This is a genomic window from Bacillus sp. z26 (assembly GCF_058313635.1).
On record NZ_JBZFQM010000006.1, the window covers coordinates 36,798 to 60,483 of the forward strand.

The 23,686-nt window shown below is 37.8% G+C and carries 23 protein-coding genes and 1 pseudogene; 10 read left to right on the forward strand and 14 right to left on the reverse strand.

Features of this window, described 5'->3' with window-relative positions; genetic code table 11:
* Positions 1-508 precede the first annotated feature (508 nt).
* The 6 genes from AC4G3K_RS15950 to AC4G3K_RS15975 form a co-directional block, all read right to left on the reverse strand.
* On the reverse strand, positions 509-1,051 hold the full coding sequence (locus tag AC4G3K_RS15950; protein WP_491133903.1) for an REP-associated tyrosine transposase: 543 nt from the start codon (positions 1,049-1,051) through the stop codon (positions 509-511).
* A 153-nt stretch (positions 1,052-1,204) separates the two neighbouring features.
* Positions 1,205-2,278 (reverse strand): ABC transporter substrate-binding protein, encoded by a 1,074-nt coding sequence (locus AC4G3K_RS15955; protein WP_491078011.1) that lies wholly within the window; start codon positions 2,276-2,278, stop codon positions 1,205-1,207.
* A complete protein-coding gene (locus AC4G3K_RS15960) occupies positions 2,275-3,075 on the reverse strand; it encodes an ABC transporter permease (RefSeq protein ID WP_491078010.1) in 801 nt (266 codons plus the stop codon). Before AC4G3K_RS15960 ends, AC4G3K_RS15955 begins: the two co-directional genes overlap by 4 nt.
* Before the next feature lie 10 nt (positions 3,076-3,085).
* Positions 3,086-3,877 carry an ABC transporter permease gene (locus AC4G3K_RS15965; protein WP_491078009.1) on the reverse strand — a complete coding sequence of 264 codons (792 nt, stop codon included), beginning with the start codon at positions 3,875-3,877 and terminating at the stop codon, positions 3,086-3,088.
* Positions 3,867-4,973: an ABC transporter ATP-binding protein gene (locus AC4G3K_RS15970; protein ID WP_491078008.1), complete on the reverse strand. Its 1,107-nt coding sequence runs from the start codon at positions 4,971-4,973 to the stop codon at positions 3,867-3,869. Before AC4G3K_RS15970 ends, AC4G3K_RS15965 begins: the two co-directional genes overlap by 11 nt.
* A gap of 27 nt (positions 4,974-5,000) precedes the next feature.
* Positions 5,001-5,543 (reverse strand): helix-turn-helix domain-containing protein, encoded by a 543-nt coding sequence (locus AC4G3K_RS15975; RefSeq protein WP_491078046.1) that lies wholly within the window; start codon positions 5,541-5,543, stop codon positions 5,001-5,003.
* Between the two features lie 421 nt (positions 5,544-5,964).
* On the opposite strand from AC4G3K_RS15975, the gene AC4G3K_RS15980 reads away from it, so the two are divergent.
* Positions 5,965-6,246: a four-helix bundle copper-binding protein gene (locus tag AC4G3K_RS15980; protein WP_491078007.1), complete on the forward strand. Its 282-nt coding sequence runs from the start codon at positions 5,965-5,967 to the stop codon at positions 6,244-6,246.
* Between the two features lie 73 nt (positions 6,247-6,319).
* Here the strand turns inward: AC4G3K_RS15980 and gshAB are convergent, their stop codons facing one another.
* Genes gshAB through AC4G3K_RS15995 form a run of 3 tightly spaced genes read right to left on the reverse strand, consistent with a single transcriptional unit; the run spans position 6,320 to position 10,299 of the window.
* Entirely contained in the window at positions 6,320-8,554 is a 2,235-nt protein-coding gene (gshAB, locus tag AC4G3K_RS15985) for a bifunctional glutamate--cysteine ligase GshA/glutathione synthetase GshB (RefSeq protein ID WP_491133904.1), read from the reverse strand.
* Positions 8,555-8,578: 24 nt separating this feature from the next.
* Positions 8,579-9,931: an MATE family efflux transporter gene (locus AC4G3K_RS15990; RefSeq protein WP_491133905.1), complete on the reverse strand. Its 1,353-nt coding sequence runs from the start codon at positions 9,929-9,931 to the stop codon at positions 8,579-8,581.
* Between the two features lie 20 nt (positions 9,932-9,951).
* Entirely contained in the window at positions 9,952-10,299 is a 348-nt protein-coding gene (locus AC4G3K_RS15995) for an ArsR/SmtB family transcription factor (protein ID WP_491078004.1), read from the reverse strand.
* 124 nt (positions 10,300-10,423) lie between these two features.
* Here AC4G3K_RS15995 and AC4G3K_RS16000 point away from each other — a divergent pair, with 124 nt between their 5' ends.
* From AC4G3K_RS16000 to AC4G3K_RS16025, 6 genes are all read left to right on the forward strand, one after another.
* Positions 10,424-10,729, forward strand: a complete 306-nt coding sequence (locus AC4G3K_RS16000) for an iron-sulfur cluster assembly accessory protein (RefSeq protein WP_491078003.1) — start codon at positions 10,424-10,426, stop codon at positions 10,727-10,729.
* 116 nt (positions 10,730-10,845) lie between these two features.
* The gene (locus AC4G3K_RS16005) at positions 10,846-11,355 is read left to right on the forward strand and encodes a DUF3231 family protein (protein ID WP_491133906.1); all 510 of its coding nucleotides are present in this window, start codon (positions 10,846-10,848) and stop codon (positions 11,353-11,355) included.
* A 27-nt stretch (positions 11,356-11,382) separates the two neighbouring features.
* Positions 11,383-12,240, forward strand: coding sequence for a manganese catalase family protein (locus AC4G3K_RS16010; protein ID WP_491133907.1), 858 nt, complete (start codon positions 11,383-11,385; stop codon positions 12,238-12,240).
* 145 nt (positions 12,241-12,385) lie between these two features.
* Positions 12,386-12,922 (forward strand): hypothetical protein, encoded by a 537-nt coding sequence (locus AC4G3K_RS16015; RefSeq protein WP_491078000.1) that lies wholly within the window; start codon positions 12,386-12,388, stop codon positions 12,920-12,922.
* Between the two features lie 12 nt (positions 12,923-12,934).
* Positions 12,935-13,834 carry an ABC transporter permease subunit gene (locus tag AC4G3K_RS16020; protein WP_491133908.1) on the forward strand — a complete coding sequence of 300 codons (900 nt, stop codon included), beginning with the start codon at positions 12,935-12,937 and terminating at the stop codon, positions 13,832-13,834.
* Entirely contained in the window at positions 13,834-14,814 is a 981-nt protein-coding gene (locus AC4G3K_RS16025; RefSeq protein ID WP_491133909.1) for an ABC transporter permease, read from the forward strand. The genes AC4G3K_RS16020 and AC4G3K_RS16025 overlap by 1 nt, the downstream gene beginning before the upstream one ends.
* Positions 14,815-14,875: 61 nt before the next feature.
* On the opposite strand, the gene AC4G3K_RS16030 is transcribed toward AC4G3K_RS16025, so the two are convergent.
* Positions 14,876-15,781, reverse strand: a complete 906-nt coding sequence (locus tag AC4G3K_RS16030) for an AEC family transporter (RefSeq protein WP_491133910.1) — start codon at positions 15,779-15,781, stop codon at positions 14,876-14,878.
* Between the two features lie 471 nt (positions 15,782-16,252).
* On the opposite strand from AC4G3K_RS16030, the gene AC4G3K_RS16035 reads away from it, so the two are divergent.
* The gene (locus AC4G3K_RS16035; protein WP_491077996.1) at positions 16,253-16,933 is read left to right on the forward strand and encodes an N-acetylmannosamine-6-phosphate 2-epimerase; all 681 of its coding nucleotides are present in this window, start codon (positions 16,253-16,255) and stop codon (positions 16,931-16,933) included.
* A gap of 27 nt (positions 16,934-16,960) precedes the next feature.
* Here AC4G3K_RS16035 and manA read toward each other — a convergent pair whose 3' ends face one another.
* Both manA and AC4G3K_RS16045 read right to left on the reverse strand, forming a co-directional pair.
* Entirely contained in the window at positions 16,961-17,908 is a 948-nt protein-coding gene (manA, locus tag AC4G3K_RS16040; RefSeq protein WP_491133911.1) for a mannose-6-phosphate isomerase, class I, read from the reverse strand.
* Between the two features lie 198 nt (positions 17,909-18,106).
* A complete protein-coding gene (locus AC4G3K_RS16045; RefSeq protein ID WP_491133912.1) occupies positions 18,107-18,673 on the reverse strand; it encodes a superoxide dismutase family protein in 567 nt (188 codons plus the stop codon).
* A gap of 482 nt (positions 18,674-19,155) precedes the next feature.
* Here AC4G3K_RS16045 and AC4G3K_RS16050 point away from each other — a divergent pair, with 482 nt between their 5' ends.
* A complete protein-coding gene (locus AC4G3K_RS16050; protein ID WP_491077993.1) occupies positions 19,156-20,418 on the forward strand; it encodes a cation:dicarboxylate symporter family transporter in 1,263 nt (420 codons plus the stop codon).
* A gap of 304 nt (positions 20,419-20,722) precedes the next feature.
* On the opposite strand, the gene AC4G3K_RS16055 is transcribed toward AC4G3K_RS16050, so the two are convergent.
* Positions 20,723-22,447: an ABC transporter ATP-binding protein gene (locus AC4G3K_RS16055; protein ID WP_491133913.1), complete on the reverse strand. Its 1,725-nt coding sequence runs from the start codon at positions 22,445-22,447 to the stop codon at positions 20,723-20,725.
* A 404-nt stretch (positions 22,448-22,851) separates the two neighbouring features.
* Here AC4G3K_RS16055 and AC4G3K_RS16060 point away from each other — a divergent pair.
* A pseudogene (locus AC4G3K_RS16060) lies at positions 22,852-22,974 on the forward strand (KGG domain-containing protein); the annotation flags it as partial.
* A gap of 65 nt (positions 22,975-23,039) precedes the next feature.
* Here the strand turns inward: AC4G3K_RS16060 and AC4G3K_RS16065 are convergent.
* On the reverse strand, positions 23,040-23,663 hold the full coding sequence (locus AC4G3K_RS16065) for a DUF305 domain-containing protein (RefSeq protein ID WP_491077991.1): 624 nt from the start codon (positions 23,661-23,663) through the stop codon (positions 23,040-23,042).
* Positions 23,664-23,686 lie beyond the last annotated feature (23 nt).

The window sequence follows — 23,686 nt, forward strand, 5'->3', positions numbered from 1 at the left end:
GGTAGGTGCTTCCTACAGAATTCACGTGCCTTTGATTTGCCTTTACCCGGGGATAGCCAGTCCATAGGCGGGGCATAGGTGCTTTCCTACAGTCTTCCTACACCTTCAACTCACCTTTACCACAGTATAGGTGTGGCTTAGGTGCTACATTGGTGCTTTCCTACAAACTCCCTATACCTTCGACCCACCTTTACCCCGGTATAGGTGTGGCTTAGGCGCAACATAGGTGCTTTCCTACAGACTTCACGCGCCTTTGACACACCTTTACCCCAGTATAGGTGTGTCATAGGTGCAGCATAGGCGCTTTCCTACAGACTTCCTACACCTTTGACTCACCTTAACCCCGTTATAGCTGTGTGATAAGTGCTGCATTGCTGCTTTCCTACAGACTTCCTACACCTTTGACTCACCTTTACCACGCTTATCGTAACTGCACACAGCTTATTTGCTGTCTTTCCAAAATAAAAAGGTGCCGATTGGTGGACGGCACCTTTTACCACCATACTAGTTATGATTGTTTTTCAACGAATTTCTTATATAATTCTCTTGAATTATTTGGGTAACACGAGTAAGTAGTATTTGTATCGATCAGTGGATGATCCCGAGGAGAGTGATTAAAGTACGTGGCGTAGCTGCTCCACTGATAATCCTGGGGTTTTGTAACTAAGCCTGCTGCAACTGGGTTCATATGAATATATTTACTTACATTTAAAAAATCGTTTGGGTTATCGACTATTCTGGAATAGTACCTTGATTGGAATACATGACCCTGAGATTGGTAGGTATGATTATAATACATGGCATACCTTTGTTGAATGGTTTGCATGATTTTACTTGAAGATAGATCGGAGAGTTCTATGAGAAGGTGAAAGTGATTGTTCATAAGGCAATACGCATGGATTTTAAATTTAAATTTGCTATGTGTTTCGGCAAGAATAATCATGAATTTATGCTTATCAAGCATGTTATAAAATATTGGCTCTTTTCTAAACCCCCTATTAGTGATGTGGTAAATTTGTAATGCATCAAACAAATTTTGATTATCGAGCAATTATAGTACCTCCTTTATAGTTAATATACTACTATTTCGTCCAAGGGCGATCTAATTCCTATGAAAATGTAAAAATTTTATCATAAATAAAATCTCCCGTATTCTAACATAAAAACCGACTCCACTCTAAAGTGAAATCGGTTTTTTTAAGCCTCATTTTTTATGCATTTTAAATTCCAGGAAGAGCTCATTGTAATGAGCCAGCATCTTTTTGCCAAGATTATCGTATACTTCAAGTCGGTCTGTCAGTTCAGCAGATGGATAGAAGCGTGTATCACTGGACACCTCTTCTCCCAATATCTCAAGGGCAGCACTATTTGGCGTTGAATAGCCAACATAGTCTGCGTTTTGGGCTGCATTTTCTGGATCCAGCATAAAATTGATAAATTGGTGTGCTCCATCCACATTTTGGGATGTTTTCGGAATAACCATATTGTCAAACCAGAGATTCGATCCTTCTTCCGGTACGACATAATCTATATCTTCGTTATCCCACATAATATCAGCAGCATCACCAGACCAAACCAGCCCGACTGCTGCCTCCTCCTGAGCAAGGAGCATTTTGATCTCATCGCCCACAATAGCTTTAATATTTGGCGTTAATGTATCCAATTTAGACTTCGCTTCCTGCAAATGCTCTTCATTCGTGTCATTTAATGAATAATGAAGGCTATTCAAGCCCATTCCAATAACCTCACGGGCACCATCGACAAGCAAAATTTTATTCTCTAAATCTTCATCCCATAGATCATTCCAGCTTTTGAACTCTTTATCCGGAAGGAGCTTGGTATTATAGGCAATTCCAACGGTTCCCCAGAAATATGGAACTGAGTATTTATTATCCTCATCAAAGGAAAGATCGAGGAAACGAGAATCGATATATTTCATATTTGGTACTTTATCGTGATCAATTTCAATCAGTAATTCTTCTTCTTTCATTTTACTGATTGCATATTCAGAAGGGACTGCCACATCATAGGACGTACCGCCCTGCTCAATTTTAGTCATCATTGCTTCGTTGGAATCGAAGGTTTGGTAAATAACTTTAATCCCCGTTTCCTCTTCAAATTTATCAATCAAATCCGTATCGATATAATCTCCCCAGTTGTAAACCGTTAAGGTATTGTCTCCGGCATATCCTTCCGATGCATTTAACCGATTGATCAAATACAGAAGGCCGAATGAAATGACCAAAATCAGAATTAGGGTACGGGTCAGCTTACTCATTCTTTAACCCCCATTCGCGGTTTGGAGCTTCTTTGTGTAATAAAGTAATATCCAATAACCAATAAAATCGTAAATAAGAATAGTAAGGTAGATAAGGCATTAATTGTTAACGTAATCCCTTGTCGTGCCATGGAATAGATTTCTACTGATAAAGTTGAGAATCCATTACCTGTCACGAAGAAGGTTACTGCAAAGTCATCAAGTGAATAGGTTAATGCCATAAAGAAACCAGCAAAGATACCAGGTGTGATAAAAGGAAGAATGACCTTTGTTAAGACATTCCACTGACTTGCTCCCAAATCACGCGCTGCATCAATTAATGTCGGACTCATTTCCTGAAGTTTAGGCAGTACCATGATTACAACAATCGGAACGCTGAATGCGATATGGGATAAAAGGACGGACATAAAGCCCAATTTAATCCCTATGATGGTGAACATAATTAAGAAGGAAGCACCAATAATGACATCAGGGCTCACAATCAATACATTGTTCAAGGAAAGCAATGTGTTTTTCGTCCTTCTCTTTCGTACCTCATGGATCGCCAAAGCTCCAAAAACACCGAGTACGGTAGAAATCGTAGCCGATAATAGAGCGATGACTAATGTATTTAATACAATAATAAGCAATCGTGTATCGGCAAACACTTCTTTATACCATTTCAACGTAAAACCATCAAAGCCATGCATTTTTCCGCCGCTATTGAACGAATAGAACATCAGGTAGAAAATAGGGGCATAAAGGATGGCAAATACAAGAATTAAATATAGATTTGATAGCTTAAATTTCTTTTTCATAATCCATCCCTCACTTTCTTCTACCTGTCAGAATCATAATTAATGCCATCGCGATGATTAGGAAAACCGCAATGGTAGCACCCATTCCCCAATCCTGTGTAACGAGAAAATGCTGCTCAATTGCTGTCCCCAATGTAATGACACGGTTACCTGCAATCAAACGCGTGATCATAAAGAGTGACAGGGCAGGAATAAAGACAGCCTGAGCACCTGATTTAACGCCGTCGAGCGTCAGTGGGAAAATTACACGGCGGAAAGCCATCCATTTTGATGCTCCGAGATCACTGGCCGCATCCACATAGGATTGGTTCATTTCCTCCAGCGCATTGTATATGGGCAATAACATAAACGGTATAAAAATATAGGTAGAAACAAAGATGAAACTAAAATCAGTAAATAGGATTTGCTTTGTTCCTATGCCGAGCACCTCCAAAAAGGCGTTGGCAGCACCGTACGTACCAAAAATCCCAATAAAGGCATATGCTTTTAAAAGCAGGTTAATCCAGGTTGGTAAAATAATTAATAAAAGCCATAATTGCTTATGCTTGGTTTTCGTTAATAATAAAGCGGTCGGGTATGCAATTAATAAGGAAATCACCGTAACTAAAAATGCATACCAAAACGAACTTAATGTCATTTTCAAATAGACAGGTGTAAAGAATTTGCTATAATTCTCCAAGGTGAATTGCCCGTCCAGCCCGATAAAGGAATAATAGACAACCAGAATAATCGGGAATATAACGAATAAAGCAATCCAAATGGAATACGGGATCAAATAGAGAGTTTTTGCTTTATTCTTCATGGCCGGCCTCATTATACGCTTCTAAGCGTTTATCGAATTCTTCTTCTGTTTCTCCCGGCAGCATGATATGAATGGCTTCGTCATCAAAACTTAACCCAATTTCTTCTCCAACAACTGCTTTTTTCGTGGAGTGAACAAGCCACTCATTACCTGCTTCATCAAAACAGCAAATTTCATAGTGAACACCACGGAATAATTGAGAATCCACACGTACCTGCAATTTCCCCTGTTCACGTGTAGTGATTTCTAAATCTTCAGGACGAATGACGACTTCTACTGATTCATTCTCTCTGAAGCCTCCGTCTACACAGTCAAAACGTTTATCAGCAAATTCCACTAAAAAGTCGGCAATCATTTTACCAGGGACAATATTAGATTCTCCAATAAAATCTGCGACAAATCGGTTAACCGGCTCGTCATATATATCAGTAGGTGTACCGCTTTGCTGAATTCTTCCTTTGTTCAAAACAAAAATTTCATCGCTCATGGCCAATGCTTCTTCCTGGTCATGTGTAACAAAGATAAAGGTAATCCCAAGGCGGCGCTGTAATTCGCGCAATTCATACTGCATTTCTGTACGAAGCTTTAAATCGAGCGCTGACAATGGCTCATCAAGTAAGATTACTTCCGGTTCATTTACTATGGCACGGGCAATAGCTACACGTTGACGCTGTCCGCCAGACATTTCTTTGATCTCACGTTTTTCATAACCTGCCAAGTTTACAAAGCGCAGTGCCTCTGTCACCTTCTTAGCAATGTCTGCATTTTTCATTTTCTTAATACGTAAACCAAATGCAACATTTTCAAATACGTTCAGATGTGGAAAAAGGGCATAATCCTGAAATACCGTATTTACCTGACGCTCGTTTGCCGGTACATTATTAATCAATTTTCCGTTAAAATAAATCTTGCCTTCAGAAGGCTGCATAAATCCGGCAATCAAGCGGAGGATTGTAGTCTTTCCGCAACCAGATGGCCCTAAGAGTGTATAGAACTTTCCTCTTTCAATTTCAAAGCTGACATCATTTAATACTGCTGGATCGTCATCATATTGCTTTGTGACGTTCTCAAAACGAATGATAGTATGATCGTTCATGTTCATTACTCCTTCTCGTGGATATTATTATAGATAAGAATCCGTCGCTACAAGCAATAGTTCAGAAATCCCGTCGAAATCATTAATAAGTTGATGTTCCTCGGTTGCATTAAAATAAATAGCTTCCCCAGCTTTGGCAAAGTATGTTTTTCTGCCGAGAGTTATCATAATTCTCCCTTTTAATACATAACCAAATGTCTCCGAAAGTGACGGCTCAAACTTTTTGAACTCTCCCTTTTGCTGCAATGTCAACAGAATCGGTTCCATTTCCTTTTCATTTGATTCCGGAACAAGCCATTGAAGTTGATAACCCCGATCTTCATCTATAAAATCTGTCGTATCGTTTTCTGCGTATACTACTTTTTGTTCACGCTCTTCCTCATCAAAAAATTGCTTTGGGGTACAGCCCAGAACCTCGAGTATATCAAAGAATGTCTCGATGGAAGGCGAACTGAGGCCTCGTTCCAGCTGAGAGATGTATCCCTTGCTTAAATCGGTTCTTTCACCAAGTTCTTCTTGAGTCAAACCTTTTTTTAATCTTAAATTTTTAATTTTGCTTCCAATTTCCATTAACATGGTATGACCTCAATTTCGTTTATTATAAGTAAACTCTCACTAGAGAAAGTTTATTATTATCAAACTTAATGTTTACTCCCAAACTTACACTATTATACAACATTTTTAGGAAACATCAACAGAAACTCATATTAAAGTAAATTTTTAAATTTTATAAAAAAAAGCATCTACTTCTTTCAGGTACCTCTTTCTGGTTACATTTAATTATCGTCAATAAATTAAGATAACATAAGTCAGCTAGGGAGAACCGATTAATTGACCAAATGACCAGATTACCGATCACCCTTAGACTGATTCTGTTTAATATAATCCATCGAGGGATTTAGATTAAAAATGCATCTTTGAAAATTCCAACAGGAGGTACTTATATGAATAAAAATTTGTATTAAGATTGTTTGTTGCCTGCATCGAATGTATGGATGTATGTAATGTTTGTTTTGATGCCTGTTTAAAAGAGGATCATGGGCTAATGATGGCAGAATGCATCCGTCTGGATAGAGAATGTGCAGATATTTGCACGTTTGCAGTTAAGTCCATGCAATCAAACAGCCCTTTTACGAAGGAAATCTGCAATCTTTGTGCAGCAATTTGTAAAGCTTGCGGTGAGGAATGTCAAAAGCACGATCATGACCATTGTCAAAGATGTGCCGAGGCTTGCTTCAAATGTGCTAATGCTTGTCTCAGCATGACTGCCTAGATCAGCAAGGTGATTTTTCTGATATTCAGCAAAAGGCCGCAACAGGTAATGTGTAAACCTGTTGCGGCCCTTTTTATTTCCCAAAAAGTAATTGAAGAATTCGTTCCCCAGCCATCCGATTCTCTCCCTTATATGGATAACAATGAATGTGAATGGCAGGGTTAAAATTAAGTTCAATAATTCCATAATTTTGTTCATTTGCTTCAATAGTATAATCCTCAATTACCATATCAACTCCACAGATTATGGCTCCTGCAGCTTTAGCTGATTGTATAGCCAATTCTTTATAGCTTTCTGGAATCTCATCCGTAAAATCAATACTATCTCCACCCGTACTGATATTGGAGTTCTCTCTCAAATAAACAATTTCACCTTTTTGAGGGATATAAGCAAAGTCTTTACTTTTCCCCTTCAGGAATAATGCTTCACTTTCCCCCAAATGGATTTTCTCTAGAGGAGTTTTATAGCCCTCCCCCCGCAAAGGATCTTTATTTTTCTCCATAACCAGTTCAGCAATGCTCGATTGTCCATCACCTATCACATTGGCAGGTACACGGTGCAGAATTCCAGTCACTTCATCCCCCATCACAAGAAATCGATATTCCTTACCATTTAGGAATTCCTCAACTAAAACGGTCCGATCATGGCAAAAAGCCATTTCTAAAGCTTTTTGATAATCGTCCTTTGAAAAAGAACCTGTGAAAATCGTAATGCCTATTCCAAAATTGGTCGATTTAGGTTTAATAACAATTTTCTTGGCATGATACTGCTGATAATCTTTAAACGCTTCCTCTATCGAATGATAAGTTCCTCCACCTGGCACTCTTATATCGACGTTACGAAGGACTTCCTTCGTAACAAGCTTATTCTCCATAACTAAAACGGTACTGTATGAATCGAGCGATGTTTTGGTCGCCTGCTTTACATACTCTGTTTTCTTCCCATCCGTTAAAGCAATGAAATTATCATCCCGGTCAACTATCTTAACACCTATTCCTCTTTTAATAGCATCTTTCATTAGAATCTGAGTTGATAGCTCCATATCCTCATAACCCACTGCGGTAAAAGAAGTATTTTCACTTTCGTGTAAATACTTAAAGGAATGTTCCATATGAAACATTGCATAAGATGATTGCTTAATACCATTCTTTATTTTCGCTGCATATGAAAGTTCTGGATTAATAAGTATATTTTCAATAGTATCCAGAATCCTTAAGTATTTCTCTTCCAGTTTTAATTCCCTCACCATATCTTTGATGCCCGCTATAATTGAAAGATAACTCAATTTGTTTTCATTCTCTTCGTCCAGCAGCAGCATGTATAAGATGAATAAGTGAATAAAATAAAGAATCTCCTTACTTGTTCCAATCTTAAACAAAGGGTTTAAATCCAGCAGACGAATCTCAATATATTTAATCCCATTATCTAATAGGCTTTGCAGGGGATCATCGGTTCTGCCTGCCTTCAGGCGAAGTGTATGATAATATTCATTTGCACTCAACAACTCATGTTCCTGTATCAAAACTCGGATATCGTTCACATATTTTTCGACTGATTGATAGGAAACATTATAATCTTTTCTATTTTTATAGCCGCAAGTACTGTTTCTGAATGAAGGGATTCCGGGAAGATAATAACTTCCTTGCATTAATCTCTCTGCTCTTTGCAGACATTCCGGTATATATGTATCATGAAAAACAGGACTGGCTCCGGTCACTTCAACTAATAGATCTCGATAGCGGTTAAAATTTCGACTGATTTTTAAATAAGTATCATTTTTGAATTCCTGATAGGATTGATGGTCTGATTGTGCTTGAAACAATTCGCTTAGCAATTCTTCAGAAAACGAAAAGTTATAATGAATTCCGCTGATTAATTGCTTCTTACGTCCATATTTTCGAGCAAGCTCGTTACGGTATTCTTTAGCTTGATCATTTTCCATCTTCGCTATTGGAATCATGGGTTCATCGGGAAGAATAGGTGGATTACTGCCAGTCCACAAATATTCTCCTTGTTTCGAAAGTTCCATACTCACGATATCATGAACATTCTCCAAAAAATCAAACGCCTCCTCAATCGTCGGGAACACAGGAGTTATCATCTCTATTTGAGACTCAGAAAAGTCTGTTGTAATATAGGGGTTATTTGTTCTGTTTCCAAATGCAGCCGGATGTGGTGTCAAAGCCAGTTTTCCATCTTTATTAACCCTCGTATTTTCCTTTTCAAGCCCAAAATTACCCCTTAACAATTTTTCGGATACGTTCTTTTCTTTCATAATTCTTAAAAGTTTATGGTCTATATGTGTCATATCTACAATCTCCCTTACCAACCGTTACTCTGCGAGTATTCTTGATGTCTTATTTCTCATTTTTCGTAAAGTAAAGATAAACCAAATCACCAGAACAATCCCCTTCAACAGGCTGCTGATAGCAATACTCATCCATACGCCATTTAATCCAAATGGTCCGGATAAAAAGAGGGCCATTGGGATTCTGAGTACCGTAAAAGTAATGCTAAAAATAGGTGGAATATAGGTTTTCCCCAACCCGTTAAATGCTCCGACTGTTAAAAGCTCCATACACATAAAAACTTGTGAAAATCCAATGATCCGCATATAGTCTGCTCCCAGCTTTATGCTATCCGGCTCACTAATAAAAATAGAAAAAAGCGTCTCTGGCAATAAAATAAATATGAGCGAGGTGAAAATACCAAAAGCTATAGTCATACACAAAGCAATTTTGTAACCTATATGGATTCGATCGAGTTTCTTTGCGCCATAGTTTTGTCCGACAAATGCGGCAATTGCACCCTGCAGCCCACCTATTGTCATATAGGAAATGGACTCAATTTGTATACCGACTTTCTGAACGGCAATTGCCTCTGCACCCCATTGAACAATAATTTTTGCAATAATGATGGATATCCCAATAAATGTTACCCTTTGTATGGTTATGGGGATTCCCATTTTAATGACTTCCACCATTTTTTCACTTTTCAAATTTGTAATGCGTCCAAAATATAGGTATCGCTTGGAGTTGAACCAGAAAAGAAGCGTGACCGTCATGTTTGCTGTTAAAGTGGCCAGTGCCGCTCCAATAACTCCCATTCCTGGTATAAATCCGACTCCAAAAATCAAAAAAGGATCGAGAATGATATTAATGATAAAACCAATCATATAAACCCGAAATGGTGTTTTACTGTTCCCCATACTATTAAGAATCATGCTATACAGTAAATTTACGATTGAAAATATAACACCAATCATAGAGATGACTAAAAATTGCACTGCCATCTTCTCCACCTGGTCATTGCCAAGTTCAAAAAAACCAATAAACGAATCTTTATATATAAAAACAATTAGCGTATATAAAATAGCGAGAATAAGCGACATGATAAAGCCATTTCTTATGTATTCTGCCGCTTCTTCTTGTTGATTAGCTCCTATGCATTGAGCAATTTTTACCCCGCTTCCGATTGAGACCATCGTAGCTAGAGCCAGCGCCAAGTTAACAAAGAAACTTGCCGTCCCAATCGCAGCCACCGGGCCGCTTCCAAGCTTGCCAACCCAAATCATATCGACCATACCATAAGTCGTCTGGATAAAATTTGTTGCAATGATAGGAACGGAAAGCTTCAGAAGAGATGAAGAGATAGCATCTTCTGTTAAATGATAAGCACCCTTCAATTTCTTACCTCCTATCTTGTTCACTGTTTACGTAAAAAGGTGATAATCGACTCTATTCTTTCTTCGCACAATCGATAAATCGTATATTTCCCCTCTCTTCTTCCTTTAATGACCCCTCCCTTTTCCATAATTTTCAGATGGTGACTGACAGTAGAGTTCGGAAGAGAAAGAGCTGTGACAATTTCACATTTACATAAGTCTTCAATTAATAATAATGATAGGATCTCCAGGCGAGTCGGATCACCAAGCGCTTTAAACATTTCTGCCAGCCCCAGTAATGATCCTTCATCATGAACAACTGGAAGCTGTTGTTTGCCTTCTTCACATATACAGCGCATTCTGTGATCCGTTTTCAGTTCCCATGGCATCGTTATTCTCTCCTTTTAACATAACTATAAATCTAGTTTTATAGTTTCATTATACCTCATCGTTTTAATAATGGAAGTTATTGCGGTACACTATTTAAAGACATATTCCATTGGAGGAGATAGTTTGAACTGTAAAATAAATCGTAACGCTGCCAAAGAATTAAAAAAAATGCTCAGCGCAGAAGAGGCTGAGGGGAAAATGATTCGTGTAGTTATTTCGCATATGCACGGCGATCATGCCCACTATGATATTGAGTTGGACACACCGTCCGAGCATGATGAAATAGTTAAGACAGATAAAGATATCGATGTCTTACTCGATACACGTGAAGATTTTCTAGATGGAGTTTGGATTAAATATTTCCATTTACCTGAGCCAGGTTTTGAAATTACGAACCCTCAGAAAAGCGGACATGGACACAATCATTAATATATTAAGTACAAAGGCAACCGATTAATCGGTTGCCTTTTTTGTATAAATAATCATTGTTGGTTCATATTAACAATTGAGTTCATTAATTTTATTAAAGGAGTTGACTGATTAATATGGGCATTTTAAGTGGAAACCCACAAAAAGAACCACTGCATTATGGTGAAGTATTTGCTACATGGACATACTTGATGGGTGCACAAGCTATGATCCCAGGCTACCAAACCTTAAAAAATCATACAGGTGATCATGATTTAAAAAGATTATTAGATGACATGATTGACAATGCCAAATCAGAAGTAAAACAGCTTCAAGAGATATTAAAACATAATGGTATTGCTCTACCGCCTGCACCACCTGAAAAACCGGAATCCCAAATTGAAAACATTCCTCCTGGTGCTCGTTTTACAGACCAAGAGGTTTCAGCGCGTGTAACAGCCGATATCGCAGCTGGACTTGTCGCATGTGCTCAAGCTATGGCGCAATGTATCCGTGAAGATATCGGATTAATGTTTGGACAATTCCATATGAAAAAAGCACAGTATGGTGCCGCGCTATTGAAAATAAACAAAGAAAAAGGCTGGTTAGTCCCGCCTCCTCTTCATGTTCTGACTACAACTGAATAAATACTAAAAGAAGGAAGAGAGACATACATGTATTATTACAAAGAAGAGCTAATTAATATCATTAAACCTGATAAGCCAGACCCTCCTGCTGCGAAAGTATTACAGGAAACCTTGGGCGGACAATTTGGGGAAATGCGAACTATGATGCAATTTTTCTTCCAAAGCAATAATTTCAGAGGAAAGGCCACTCAATATCGGGATCTAATCCGAGGCATATTTTTAGAAGAAATTAGTCATGTCGAGCTTGTTCAAAACACCATTAATCAGTTGTTAAATGCTTCTGGTCTTTCTTCACAACCAGGTGATGGAGGCGTTGATGGCGCACCTTTGGATGAAGCAATTAAACATGCCAATCCTCATCATTATATAATGGGGGCACAGGCATCTCTACCAGTTGATGCAGGCGGAAATCCATGGAATGGTTCATGGGTATATGACCATGGGAATTTAATAGCCAATCTGTTGAATAATCTCGTGCTTGAATCAACAGGCGTTCTTCAAAAAACAAGAATTTATGAAATGAGCAATAATCAAACGTTTCGGGAGACTCTCGGATTTTTAATCGTCAGGGATAATGCTCATCAAAATGCTTTTGCCAAGGCTCTTGAAACTCTGGGTGTAGATTGGGGTAAACTCTTCCCAGTTCCGAATTATGATATAAATAAATATCCTGAATGTAAGAAATTTGTGGATATGGGCTTCCATAATGCTCAGTTTAACTTCCGATTAGACCCAACGAGAATTGCTGAGGTTTTCCAGGGACAAACACCGAGCAGAAATGGCGGAACACTATCTGTCACTCCCCCACCGCAAGGATTCCCTGTTCCACATTTACCGGATCTGCCAAATGAGCATGCATCTGGATTAAGCGATATGGATAGATAAAAAAAACAGCTACGGTTTCAATTATGAATCCGTAGCTGTTTTTTGATTGAATTTTCTAAATATTTTATTTACATATTAATCACTAAATGTATAAAATTAACATCATAGTGTTAATGCAATAAGAAAAAGGGGGCGGTCAATTGGCATGTTTAAAAAAATGGTTATAGGTATTCTTATGATGGTTCTAACTTGCAGTTTAGTAGGATGCCGAGGCCATTTAAGACAGGATGTTATGGTTATGGGGGAAATTAATGAATATAGTGATAGAAGTGTTATGTTATCACTCTCAAGTACTCTTCTAGAACATTCCATTATCCATGTTACATTAAAAGAAATCGACGATGATAAAATCGCATGGGAGGGATATACAACAGTCAAAGATGGCGGCTTCATAAAGTATGAGTTTAAACGTCCTAAGATTAATCAACAATATAAACTTGAAGTCTTATTTGAGCCCAATAAACAACCAGCATCCATTAAAAATGTATATGGTGCATCAGGAGAATATATAAGAGACGACAGTCCGGGATATAGATCTTATACATATAACGAAGAATTAATGAAAGGAATCATCATGTATGGAGTCATTAACAGCTTTGATGAAGAAACAGAAGGCAAAGGCCAACATCAGTCATGGTACTTGGAATCAGACTTTACCAATTTAGAAAGTATGTTGGAGTAGGTGAATATACATATGAACTATTTAAAAAGATTATCTTCCTTTTTATTGGATTTTATTTTAACTATACTGGCTATCATCTTTATTATTCTAATCTTCAGCTCCATATGGGAATGGAATCAAGCAGACCCATCCATTAGCTGGTGGAATGCATTCACGAACCAGGCCCGAGATATTTACGAAGCATTCCTCTTTATCGATCAAATACAAATTATGATTGAATCAAGCGCATACCCGCTCGTTCCAAAATTTTCGTTGTTTTGGACCAGTCTGAAAGAACCTTTCATTTATACACTGCTTATTTTAGGGGGCACTTTATTAGCAACATTTATCGCAGCCCTATTACTGGAATTATTCCATTACTTTTCATCACGATTCCTTCAGAAAATTTTCCGTGAAATAGCCTTCTTTATTCAATCCATCCCAGATGTCATCATGATTTTTGCGATTCAATTATTTTCAATTTGGATCTTTAAGAAGACCGGTATGCTCATTCTGGATCCTATCGCTTTAGATGAAGACCATGTTTACATCCTGCCTATTTTGGCTCTGTCTATTTTACCAATTTTTATGCTATTCCAAATGATTGATTTATCAGTCAGTGAAGAAGAAGGAAAAATGTATGTGGAATATGCCTATGCAAAGGGACTTTCCAAAAGCGAGGTTTTTTTTAAACATATTCTTCGCAACACGACTATCACTATTTTTTCAAATCTGCAATATCTACTTTGGTTTATTATCTCAAGCCTGCTCATTCTTGAGCGCTTATTTAATATGGATGGGCTTTTCTCTTTTATAAGAGGGCTGGATATCAAGTTTATTGCTATTGGATTGACATTCTTATTTATTCCCTTCTATTTACTGGATGTATGGGGAAAAACAATTGTTAATCGTGTAATGGGCGGTGGGCAATGATGATGACAAAATTACTTAAGAACCCATCTTTTATCATCGGCTTTCTATTTTTATTTATCCTGATTGTAACGAGCCTGCTCTATCCAGCATGGATCAAGCCGCATCTTGAGCCACCGCCTGAGCTTGTCTATGAAGAGGGTGTCCTTGTGGATAAACCGCCCTACCCTCCAAGCCTGAAGTATCCATTGGGCGTAGACAGAATTGGTCAGGATACATTTTGGAACGTTATAGAAGGAGCTAAATATACATTATTTATTGCTGCTTTAATTGGGACTTTACGAATGGTTCTCGGAATAGGTACAGGCATTTTATACGGACTATATCGTCAACGCTTCAGTTGGGCTATAGAACCTTTAACCCGCGCATTTCGTTTTATTCCAACCATATTAATTGCGATGATGTTTTTTGTATCTGAAAGTGGATTGGGTATACTCTTTAAGCAGTGCTTAATGCTAGCAATCATTACCTTTCTTCCATTGACCTCCGTCATCGGTAATGAGCTGCTTTATTACTTAAAAAACGAATTCATCCATGCATCCCGTCTACTGGGAGGATCGAAGTGGTGGATTATAAAAGTCCATATTATGCATCATCTAAGACCAAGAATGATTGTTATTCTTCTTCAGCAAATTGCCCAATCTCTAGTGTTGCTTGTTCAGCTTGGTGCTTTCCTATTTGTGATTGGCGGCTATGAACTGATAGACCTTGGTCCACCAGGCGATCCTTCTAATATTGCCACTTCTCTTTCACATGAATGGTCAGGGATGATTGGTCTTTCTTATCAAGAATTGCAGTACAATAAATGGATTGTGCTCGGTCCATCACTTGGTTTTGTCTTAAGCTTATTCTCTCTGAACCTAATTTTGAGAGGGATTCAAAACGTACTGACAGACCGCTCCTACATCAAAAAAACAGAGGAACATACTCAGAAAGTGAAGTTGGATCAAAATGGCTTCGAATTGGTTAATCCGATTAAATAAATTTTAGGATAAGAAAACCCCTTTTTCCGTATACGCATGAAAAAGGGGTTTTCTATGGGCGTTATAAAATAAAATAGGAAAATAAATACAATAAAATCATACTAATAAAGATGCATATATTTGATACAGTGCCAATCATCATCGTCGTTCTATATTTAAATTCATGGGCATATGGAATGACAGCAAGACCAATTGGGAGGACTAAACCAATTAAAACGGTGTATTTAAACATATCATCAACCGGCAGGATAAAATATAATGAAATGCCGACTAGTAACCCCAAGCCATAGCGGAATACTAAATATTTGATAATAGGACGAATATATTGCCTTTCAAATGAAAACTTCAAATAGATTCCGAGTAATAACAAGGCCAGTGGCATATTGGCTTTAGATATAATGGTTGCTACATCCAAAAGAACGGCCGGAAGTTGGATATGCCCAAAATTCAGGGTACTCATAATGAGGTAAGTCATTAAAGGAATCGATTTTCCGAATTTCATCAGAACGGAGTGCCACTCCAGTCTCATACCATCTTCAGAAAAATAACTTCCTACTAAATAGGCTAACCCAAATACAATGAATGAGTTACCAACATCAAACATCCCAAAATACAATAATCCCTCTGTCCCCCAAAAGGCTTCAACAAGAGGAAACGCAAAAAGTCCAACATTATATCCTGAGGCAAGCATTAAAAAAGTACCTTTAATCTCTCGTGTCTCTTTTCTAAACACAAAATAAGCCACTGCTGTCGAGAAAATTCCATAAAGGACAACAATAAGAGTAATTCCTATTAGAGACAGAGTGATCGTTGAAGTTTGCAAAGATACAATGACCAAGGATGGCAAGGTGATATTAAAAATGATTTTCGAAATAACCGCTCCATCGGATTCTTTTAATATACCAGCTCTTTTAAGAAGGTAACCAAGCGCAATAATAAAAATGATATATATAAATTCCTGATTCAATGCTGTATCCTCCTTTATATCAATCATCTAATTTTATCATTACTATTCCACCTTTTCCCATATAAAAGGATGTCACTTCAGTGTCTTATCTTTTTTTAAAAAAACGATTCACTTTCCCAGGCTTCCGTCATGATGGCGATCATGTCCGCTCACATAGATTGAGATTGTATGTTGCTATTCTGTTCTTAGGACTATTAAACATGAGCAATTTCCTCAGAACTGCTACAATGATTTTAAATTTTTTATGGAATAAAAATTAACCGTTGACCTGAGCAGACAATTTTATCTAATTTAGCGTTTATATAAAGTGGTATATTTCTATTAAATAATCACCGTATCTATCATGTTTACACCTATAAATTTTCGTACAGAATCTGGACTGGATTCATTATCCAAAACATGATTGACCTAACTGCTGTAAAATAGTATTGAATAGAAACTCGTATATTTATTGCAGGAGGTAAAGACTACATGCTACAGGCTATCAAAGATCGTTTAATTGTTTCATGCCAAGCTCTTGAAGATGAGCCACTCCATAGCTCAATGATTATGAGTAAAATGGCGCTTGCTGCGATGGAAGGCGGTGCAGCCGGCATTCGGGCTAATTCGTATGATGACATTGTTGCTATCAAAGAGGAGGTTCCATTACCTGTCATAGGAATCGTGAAGCGTGATTATCCTGATTCACCTGTCTATATTACACCCACACTTCGAGAGGTAAGTGAAATCGTATCTGCCGGAGCAGATATGATTGCCCTGGATGCCACTTATCGGCCTCGACCATCGAAAGTGGAACTCGAATTCTTTGTGCAATCCATCCGCCTTCACTTCCCTAATCAATTACTTATGGCCGATATATCTACTCTTGGTGAAGCCATTGAAGCAGAACGAATTGGTTTTGATTGTATATCTACAACATTGGTAGGTTATACACCGTATACAAGCAGGAAATCTATTTATGATGATGACTACAAATTGTTGCGGGATCTTGTTTCAACTGTCAAAATCCCGGTTATTGCAGAAGGGAATATTTTGAATCCAGAAATGGCCAAACGCTGTTTAGAAGTTGGTGCCCATTCTGTCGTGGTTGGTGGTGCCATTACACGCCCTCATCAAATAACAAAACGATTCACAGATAAAATGAAAGCGTAAGAGGAAGTTTCCCCTTACGCTTTCATTTTATGGATGTGACACGATTAGGGAAAGATTTCCCTCAAGTTCAAAATCACCTATACCAGATGGAAGAATAAAATGAGTGCCTTTTTCTAACGTATATTTCCCCATAGTTGTTTTAAGGACCCCTTCTCCATTAATAACACTAAAAAGCATAAAAGGCTGATTCTGTTGGAAGGAAGTTACTTCACTGATATCCCATTTATAAACGGAGAAAAACTCTGTTTCCACAAATGTTGTCAATTCTGCACCAGGCATCACCGTTTGGGTACTCTGCACCTCAGCATCTTTATGAGGTACCCTGCTCACATCTATTGATTTTTCAATATGAAGTTCTCGTTTTTGCCCCTTTTGATCTTTACGGTCATAGTCATACACACGGTATGTTGTATCAGAGCTTTGTTGTGTTTCAAGCACAAGTGTACCCTCACACAAAGCATGGACCGTTCCACTTGGAACATAGAAGAAGTCTCCAGGCTTAATTGCTACACGACGCAATAAACGATTCCATTCACCCTTTTCAATCATGGACGTAAACTCATCTTTGGATTGCGCAGTATGCCCGTATATCATTTCTGCACCTTCCTTACAATCAATAATGTACCAGCATTCTGTTTTGCCCAGTTCACCGTTTTCATGGAGATTCGCATATTCATCATTCGGGTGGACCTGTACGGATAAATCAGCATTGGCATCCAAAATTTTTGTTAAGAGAGGGAATACCTCCCCTTCCATATTCCCAAATAAATGCCGTTCTTCATTCCATAATTCAATTAAAGTCTTGTCTGCATAAGGTCCATTTTCGATAATCGATGGGCCATTTATATGACCGGAAATCGCCCAGCATTCACCTGTATATTCAGATGGAATATCATATCCAAATTTAGTTCTAAGCTCTGTCCCACCCCAAATTCTTTCTTGAAAAACAGGCTTTAAAAAAAGAGGTCCTGTCATTAATGAATCCCTCCAACACGCAATTATTATGTACATTAATAACTATAATTCAAGGAAGAATCCTTGTCTAATCACAATCTCGCTGTCTTTAAAGGAATAAAATAGAATTAGTAAAGGCAAAAAAAGAAAGCTGAACCCCATATGATTCAGCCTTTCTGCTATTCTCTTTTATTGTGACATTTTCTTCCTGTTTAATCCTTATTTAACAGCTCCACAAGCTATCCGGTCACCGGCATTACCTGATGGCTGTGTTTTTCCATCATCAGGATTTTTATGAATGACTAATGCAGTTCCATCAGAATCGACCAGAGATACATCATCCCCATCAGATAAAGACACATCTTCTGCATTTACTGTAACCTTAGCAACTCCATCCTTATTTACATCAAGATTTGGAAGATCTCCGACATGCGGGCCTCCCTCATGCTCCGCCCCATGCTTTGCATCAGTTGGATTAAAATGTCCGCCAGCAGACTCAAAATCAGGAGCCTCACATATCCCCTTTTCATGGAAATGGAAACCATGCAATCCCGGCGGCAGACCTTTTGCTTCCAATTCAATCACTACCCCCTTTGCTACCTCGTTCAGCTCTGCCGTTCCTATCTTCTCTTTCTTATTGTTATAAATATCAATTACTTTACTCTGTACTTTATCCGACCCGCTATTCTTTGTATCATTTTTAGTTTGCTCGGCCTCTTCTTTATTACAGGCTACCAATAAAATAATCATGAGCATTAATATGAAAACACCAGTCTTTTTAATCATAGATTAGCCTCCTCTTTTAGTATCTTCTTACCATATTTTTCAAATATTAAACGATTTTTCAAAAATTTAAATCCTAAGTCCTGAGTGGGCTCCTAAATGTTTACTCTTTTAGCCCATGACTAAAGATGATTTTCTCTATTGTCTTACCTATTCGTTTTTCGTCTTTCAACTCTAACTAATCTGGTTGCATGGATCGGTTGCTCAAATTTCCTTTTTTCTGAACATTTGTGTTAAAATGTGTTTATTGTACCAACCGTACCAATAAAAACCTTAAATACCAATTTTGCCTCTCCTCGGTACCTCTATTGTTTTGTTAATTCTGTTTATAGAAACTTAGTTAGACTTCTTAACTAGTTACCTATTTTTCTTGCTCTCAACTTCTATTCATTATCTTAACTCTCCTCTTCGAAGATAGATAGAAAGCAAGATTTAACCTGAAGCAGTTTATATCCTAAAAAACATCAAAAGAAGGGAGCTAGAATATGAAAACTTCTAAACTTAAATTTTCATTAGCTACTCAAATTTTAATCGGATTAGTATTAGGAATTATTGTTGGTGCTATTTTTTATCAGAACATAACTGCACAAACGTACTTGCAGCCTCTCGGAGATATATTCCTCAATTTAATTAAAATGATTGTCGTACCTATCATCATCTCCAGTATTATAGTTGCTATAGCAGGCGTTGGAGACATAAAAGCAGTCGGAAAACTTGGTGGTAAATCGCTATTATACTTTGTCTGTGTAACCATGATTGCCATTATAGTAGGTCTGTTATCCGCTAATATTTTTCAACCCGGTAAAGGCGTAAACATGGAAAATTTGGAGAAAACAGATATATCCAGCTATGTTGGGTCTGCTGAAGCCAAGGAAGACCAATCTATTATTGATATGATCGTTCATATTGTTCCAGCCAACCCATTCGAAGCATTTGTGACAACTGATATGCTTGCTATTATCTTCTTCTCTGTCCTTTTCGGACTAGGTGTTGCAGCAGTCGGTGATAGAGCAAAGCCTGTTTATAACTTTTTTGACGGCGTTGCACAAATTATGTTTTATATAACTAACCTCATTATGAAATTTGCACCGATTGGTGTATTTGGATTAATCGGTGTAACGATTTCCAAATTTGGATTAGAATCTCTTATTCCGTTAGGAAAGTTAGTTATTACCGTATTTGGAACAATGGCTTTCTTTGTCGTTGTCGTTTTAGGATTGATTGCCAAAGCAGTCGGATATAGTATCTTCCGCTTGTTCAAAGTATTAAAAGCAGAACTTATTCTTGCTTTCTCTACCGCTAGTTCTGAAGCAGTTTTACCAAGAATTATGGATAAAATGGAAAAAGAAGGTTGTCCAAAACATATCTCCACCTTCGTCATACCAACGGGTTATTCCTTTAACCTAGATGGATCCACCTTATACCAAGCCTTGGCAGCTTTGTTTATTGCCCAGATGTACAACATCGATTTATCTGCAATGGATCAAATTACTCTAATGCTTGTTCTCATGATTACATCTAAAGGAATAGCCGGTGTACCGGGAGTTTCCTTCGTCGTCTTATTAGCTACACTTGGCACAGTAGGTATCCCAGTTGAAGGGTTAGCATTTATCGCTGGTATCGACCGTATCCTCGATATGGGCAGAACTGTTGTAAATGTACTGGGTAATGCTCTCGCATCGGTTGTTATCTCTAAATCAGAAAAAGCATTTAACCCTCCTTCTGAGCTAAAGCAGGATGTAATCTAATAAAATTAGAATTCACAGGAAAAGCCTGGATTGATTAACGTCAACCAGGCTTTTTTGCACGCTTAAACTATTTTTTTATAAAAGACCTATGGAAGTTTTTACTCCCCAATTAGCGGCCTCATCTACATTAGGAAGTTGGATCCTACATAAGATTGCGAATGTACCCTACCTCTGCAATCTCCTGAATGCAGGAAGTAAATAAGTAAAAAACTAAAACAGGTAGCAGTCTGAACTTTATTCAATTGAAAAAATCCATCAATTGAAGATTCTGTTCATTCCACTACCTGTTTTATTTAAGGATATATTAAACTGTCTCTTTTCCAAATTGTATTCGATGCAGGTTTGCAAATATCCCATTTTGATTCAGTAATTCTGTGTAAGACCCATCCTCTGCTATGCCCTCTTCAGTCACCACAATCAGGCGGTCGGCATTACGAATGGTCGCTAAGCGATGAGCGATTACTAACGTCGTACGGTTTGCAGCCAGTTCATTTAACGATTGCTGAATGATACTTTCTGTTTCCGTATCTAAGGCAGATGTCGCCTCATCTAAAATGAGAATCGGTGGATTTTTCAAAAACATACGGGCAATGGCAAGTCTTTGCTTCTGCCCTCCTGATAGCTTCAATCCCCGCTCACCGATCTGTGTATTATATCCCTCCGGCAGCTGTTCAATCATTTTTTCCAAATGAGCTTTGCGAGCCGCTTCCTTGATTTCATCAAATGAAGCATCGAGCTTTCCATAAGCAATATTCTCACGTATGGTCCCTGTAAATAAAAAGACATCTTGTTGCACGATCCCGATATGTTTACGAAGTGACTCGGTTGTCATCTCCCTAATATCTATTCCATCTATTTCAATGGAACCAGCGTCCACATCATAAAAGCGTGGAATGAGTGAACAAATCGTGGTTTTTCCGGCTCCGGATGGACCGACAAATGCTGTTGTCTCCCCTGCCTTTAAATGGAGAGAAACACCCTTTAAAACCGGCTTTGATTCATCATAGCTAAAATCAACCTGATTGAAGGATATATTTCCTTTCAAGTCAGATACCAATATTGCATTTTCTTTATCCTGTATATCTGGTTCCTGTTCAATAAGCTCCCGAAAACGTTTAAAGCCTGCCATTCCCTTTGGATAAAGTTCTAGTAATGCACTGATTTTATCAATTGGCTTAATTAGAACATTTGTATATAGAACAAAACTAACCAGTTCTCCATAAGACAGCGTTCCATTAAAGCTGAGCCAGGCTCCCACTATAAGAACCAATAAGGTTAGAATCCTTGTCATCATAAAAATAGAAGAATGTGTCCACGACATCACCTTGTATGCCACAAGCTTAGCAGATCGAAATAACCCATTATTCAGCTCAAAACGAGCCATTTCATACGCTTCATTCGTAAAAGATTGAACAACACGTACCCCGGCTACACTGTCTTCTACTCGGGCATTGACATCAGCAATACGGCCGTACATATTTTTCCAAGCAATGTTCATCTTCATATTACTGAAGGTCACTAACCATATTAAAAACGGAATCATAATGACAGCCACAATCGCTAAGGTTGGATTTATATTAAACATGATGGCAAAGGCTCCGAAGAAGGTCATAATCGCAATGAAGAAATCCTCGGGTCCATGGTGGGCAAATTCACCAATATCAAATAAGTCATTTGTCACACGGCTCATAATATGGCCGGTTTTCGTGTTATCAAAGAATCGAAATGATTGTCGCTGGACATGATTAAAGAGCTCTTGTCTCATGTCTGTCTCAATATTTATACCAAGTTTATGACCCAAATAGTTCACAATAAATTGCAGGAATGTACTCAATACATAAACCGCCAATAATAAAATACTGACCGTAACAACCATGCTCCAATTTCCTGTTGGTAACAATTCATCAATAAACCACTGTACTGCCATTGGGAAAGCCAATTCTAGTAATGCAACTACGATGGCACTAATAAAGTCAATCAAAAATAGCCGCTTATGCGGTTTATAATATGAAAAAAATTTCCCCAGCATCCTACTTGTTCCTCTCTTTTCTATTCTCAATTATCCATTATATCAATATCTCAATAAATTAAATGCACTTTCTGTATAATACAGGAAAATAAATAGCCATACTATGCATAAAAATCACTCTTAACAAACAATCAATCTTTAAACTCTTTTTAAAAGAACTGTAACCAAAATTCAAGTTTGAAACGTGAAAGAATATATATGAATAGATTTTTTTGAACTTTATTTTAAATGATTAAGTCAATCTTAAATCTGATTTATTCTCGCTTAATTAGTGTAGTAATTCTTCCTTTTACAAACTAGTTACAGTTAAATTAAAGCCTGGATTTAGTGGCCTTTCTACACTCCCGCTGGAAATATACAGAGTATAACCAAGAAACATCACTCAAACACAAAGGAGTTTTAGTATGGCAGACAAAATGTCTAGAGAAGAAGCAGGACGTAAAGGCGGATGAGCTACTTCTGATAACCACAATAAAGAATTCTACCGTGAAATAGGCAAAAAGGGCGGAGAAGCACGGAATAACAATTAATAGCTATGCTTAGAATTCAAGAAGGTGACGTGATTTGATTCACGTCACCTTCATTTTCATGCTTATTTAATGGTTTTTAAAAGATTATTCATTTCTGTAACTTGTCGTTGTTGTGTAGCAATCTCATTTTGTACAATTGTTCTTAATTCAGGATTTTGAGTATATTTTAGGATGTTTTCACCCATTTGAATACCAGCTTCATGATGCGTGAGCATTTCAGTTAGGTAGTCTCTATTGATATTTCCTGTTAGTTTGGCGCGCTCCAACTTTTTGATCATCGCATTATATATCTTATTGTAAGCCTGCAAATACGCGGCATCTGCCTGCTTATTAACGATTGGATTGGCTTTCAGTTTGTTCTTCAACTCTTCCATTTTGCTTATTCCATTTAATTGATCCTTAATAATGGAATCTGCCAACTTCTTCACCTCATCATTGGTACCATCATATTTTAATAAATTCTCTGACATGGAAACGGCAGCTTCATGGTGGGGGATCGCTTCATATAAGAAAGCAAGCGTTGGATCTCCTGTTTGGGGTGCCATTGACATCCCTTCCTTCATCACCTGCAAAATACTTCTATAATTATCATAATAGGTCTTCTCCTTAGCACCCATTACCGCATGAACCTGCGAACTAAACGTACATAGGAATATCAGTAATACTGCCATACTTCTTTTTCTCATAAAGAATCCTCCTGAGTTGAGTT

Coding starts and splice junctions, on each gene's coding strand:
- AC4G3K_RS15975 (WP_491078046.1), bottom strand. CDS start 5,543: ATGGAAATTGGAAGCAAAATTAAAAATTTAAGATTAAAAAAAGGTTTG.
- AC4G3K_RS15960 (WP_491078010.1), bottom strand. CDS start 3,075: ATGAAAAAGAAATTTAAGCTATCAAATCTATATTTAATTCTTGTATTT.
- AC4G3K_RS15995 (WP_491078004.1), bottom strand. CDS start 10,299: ATGCCATGGGAACTGAAAACGGATCACAGAATGCGCTGTATATGTGAA.
- AC4G3K_RS16035 (WP_491077996.1), top strand. CDS start 16,253: ATGCTACAGGCTATCAAAGATCGTTTAATTGTTTCATGCCAAGCTCTT.
- AC4G3K_RS16025 (WP_491133909.1), top strand. CDS start 13,834: ATGATGACAAAATTACTTAAGAACCCATCTTTTATCATCGGCTTTCTA.
- AC4G3K_RS16050 (WP_491077993.1), top strand. CDS start 19,156: ATGAAAACTTCTAAACTTAAATTTTCATTAGCTACTCAAATTTTAATC.
- AC4G3K_RS16020 (WP_491133908.1), top strand. CDS start 12,935: ATGAACTATTTAAAAAGATTATCTTCCTTTTTATTGGATTTTATTTTA.
- AC4G3K_RS16010 (WP_491133907.1), top strand. CDS start 11,383: ATGTATTATTACAAAGAAGAGCTAATTAATATCATTAAACCTGATAAG.
- AC4G3K_RS16065 (WP_491077991.1), bottom strand. CDS start 23,663: ATGAGAAAAAGAAGTATGGCAGTATTACTGATATTCCTATGTACGTTT.
- gshAB (WP_491133904.1), bottom strand. CDS start 8,554: ATGACACATATAGACCATAAACTTTTAAGAATTATGAAAGAAAAGAAC.
- manA (WP_491133911.1), bottom strand. CDS start 17,908: ATGACAGGACCTCTTTTTTTAAAGCCTGTTTTTCAAGAAAGAATTTGG.
- AC4G3K_RS15965 (WP_491078009.1), bottom strand. CDS start 3,877: ATGAAGAATAAAGCAAAAACTCTCTATTTGATCCCGTATTCCATTTGG.
- AC4G3K_RS16005 (WP_491133906.1), top strand. CDS start 10,846: ATGGGCATTTTAAGTGGAAACCCACAAAAAGAACCACTGCATTATGGT.
- AC4G3K_RS16015 (WP_491078000.1), top strand. CDS start 12,386: ATGTTTAAAAAAATGGTTATAGGTATTCTTATGATGGTTCTAACTTGC.
- AC4G3K_RS15980 (WP_491078007.1), top strand. CDS start 5,965: ATGGATGTATGTAATGTTTGTTTTGATGCCTGTTTAAAAGAGGATCAT.
- AC4G3K_RS15955 (WP_491078011.1), bottom strand. CDS start 2,278: ATGAGTAAGCTGACCCGTACCCTAATTCTGATTTTGGTCATTTCATTC.
- AC4G3K_RS16055 (WP_491133913.1), bottom strand. CDS start 22,447: ATGCTGGGGAAATTTTTTTCATATTATAAACCGCATAAGCGGCTATTT.
- AC4G3K_RS16045 (WP_491133912.1), bottom strand. CDS start 18,673: ATGATTAAAAAGACTGGTGTTTTCATATTAATGCTCATGATTATTTTA.
- AC4G3K_RS15970 (WP_491078008.1), bottom strand. CDS start 4,973: ATGAACGATCATACTATCATTCGTTTTGAGAACGTCACAAAGCAATAT.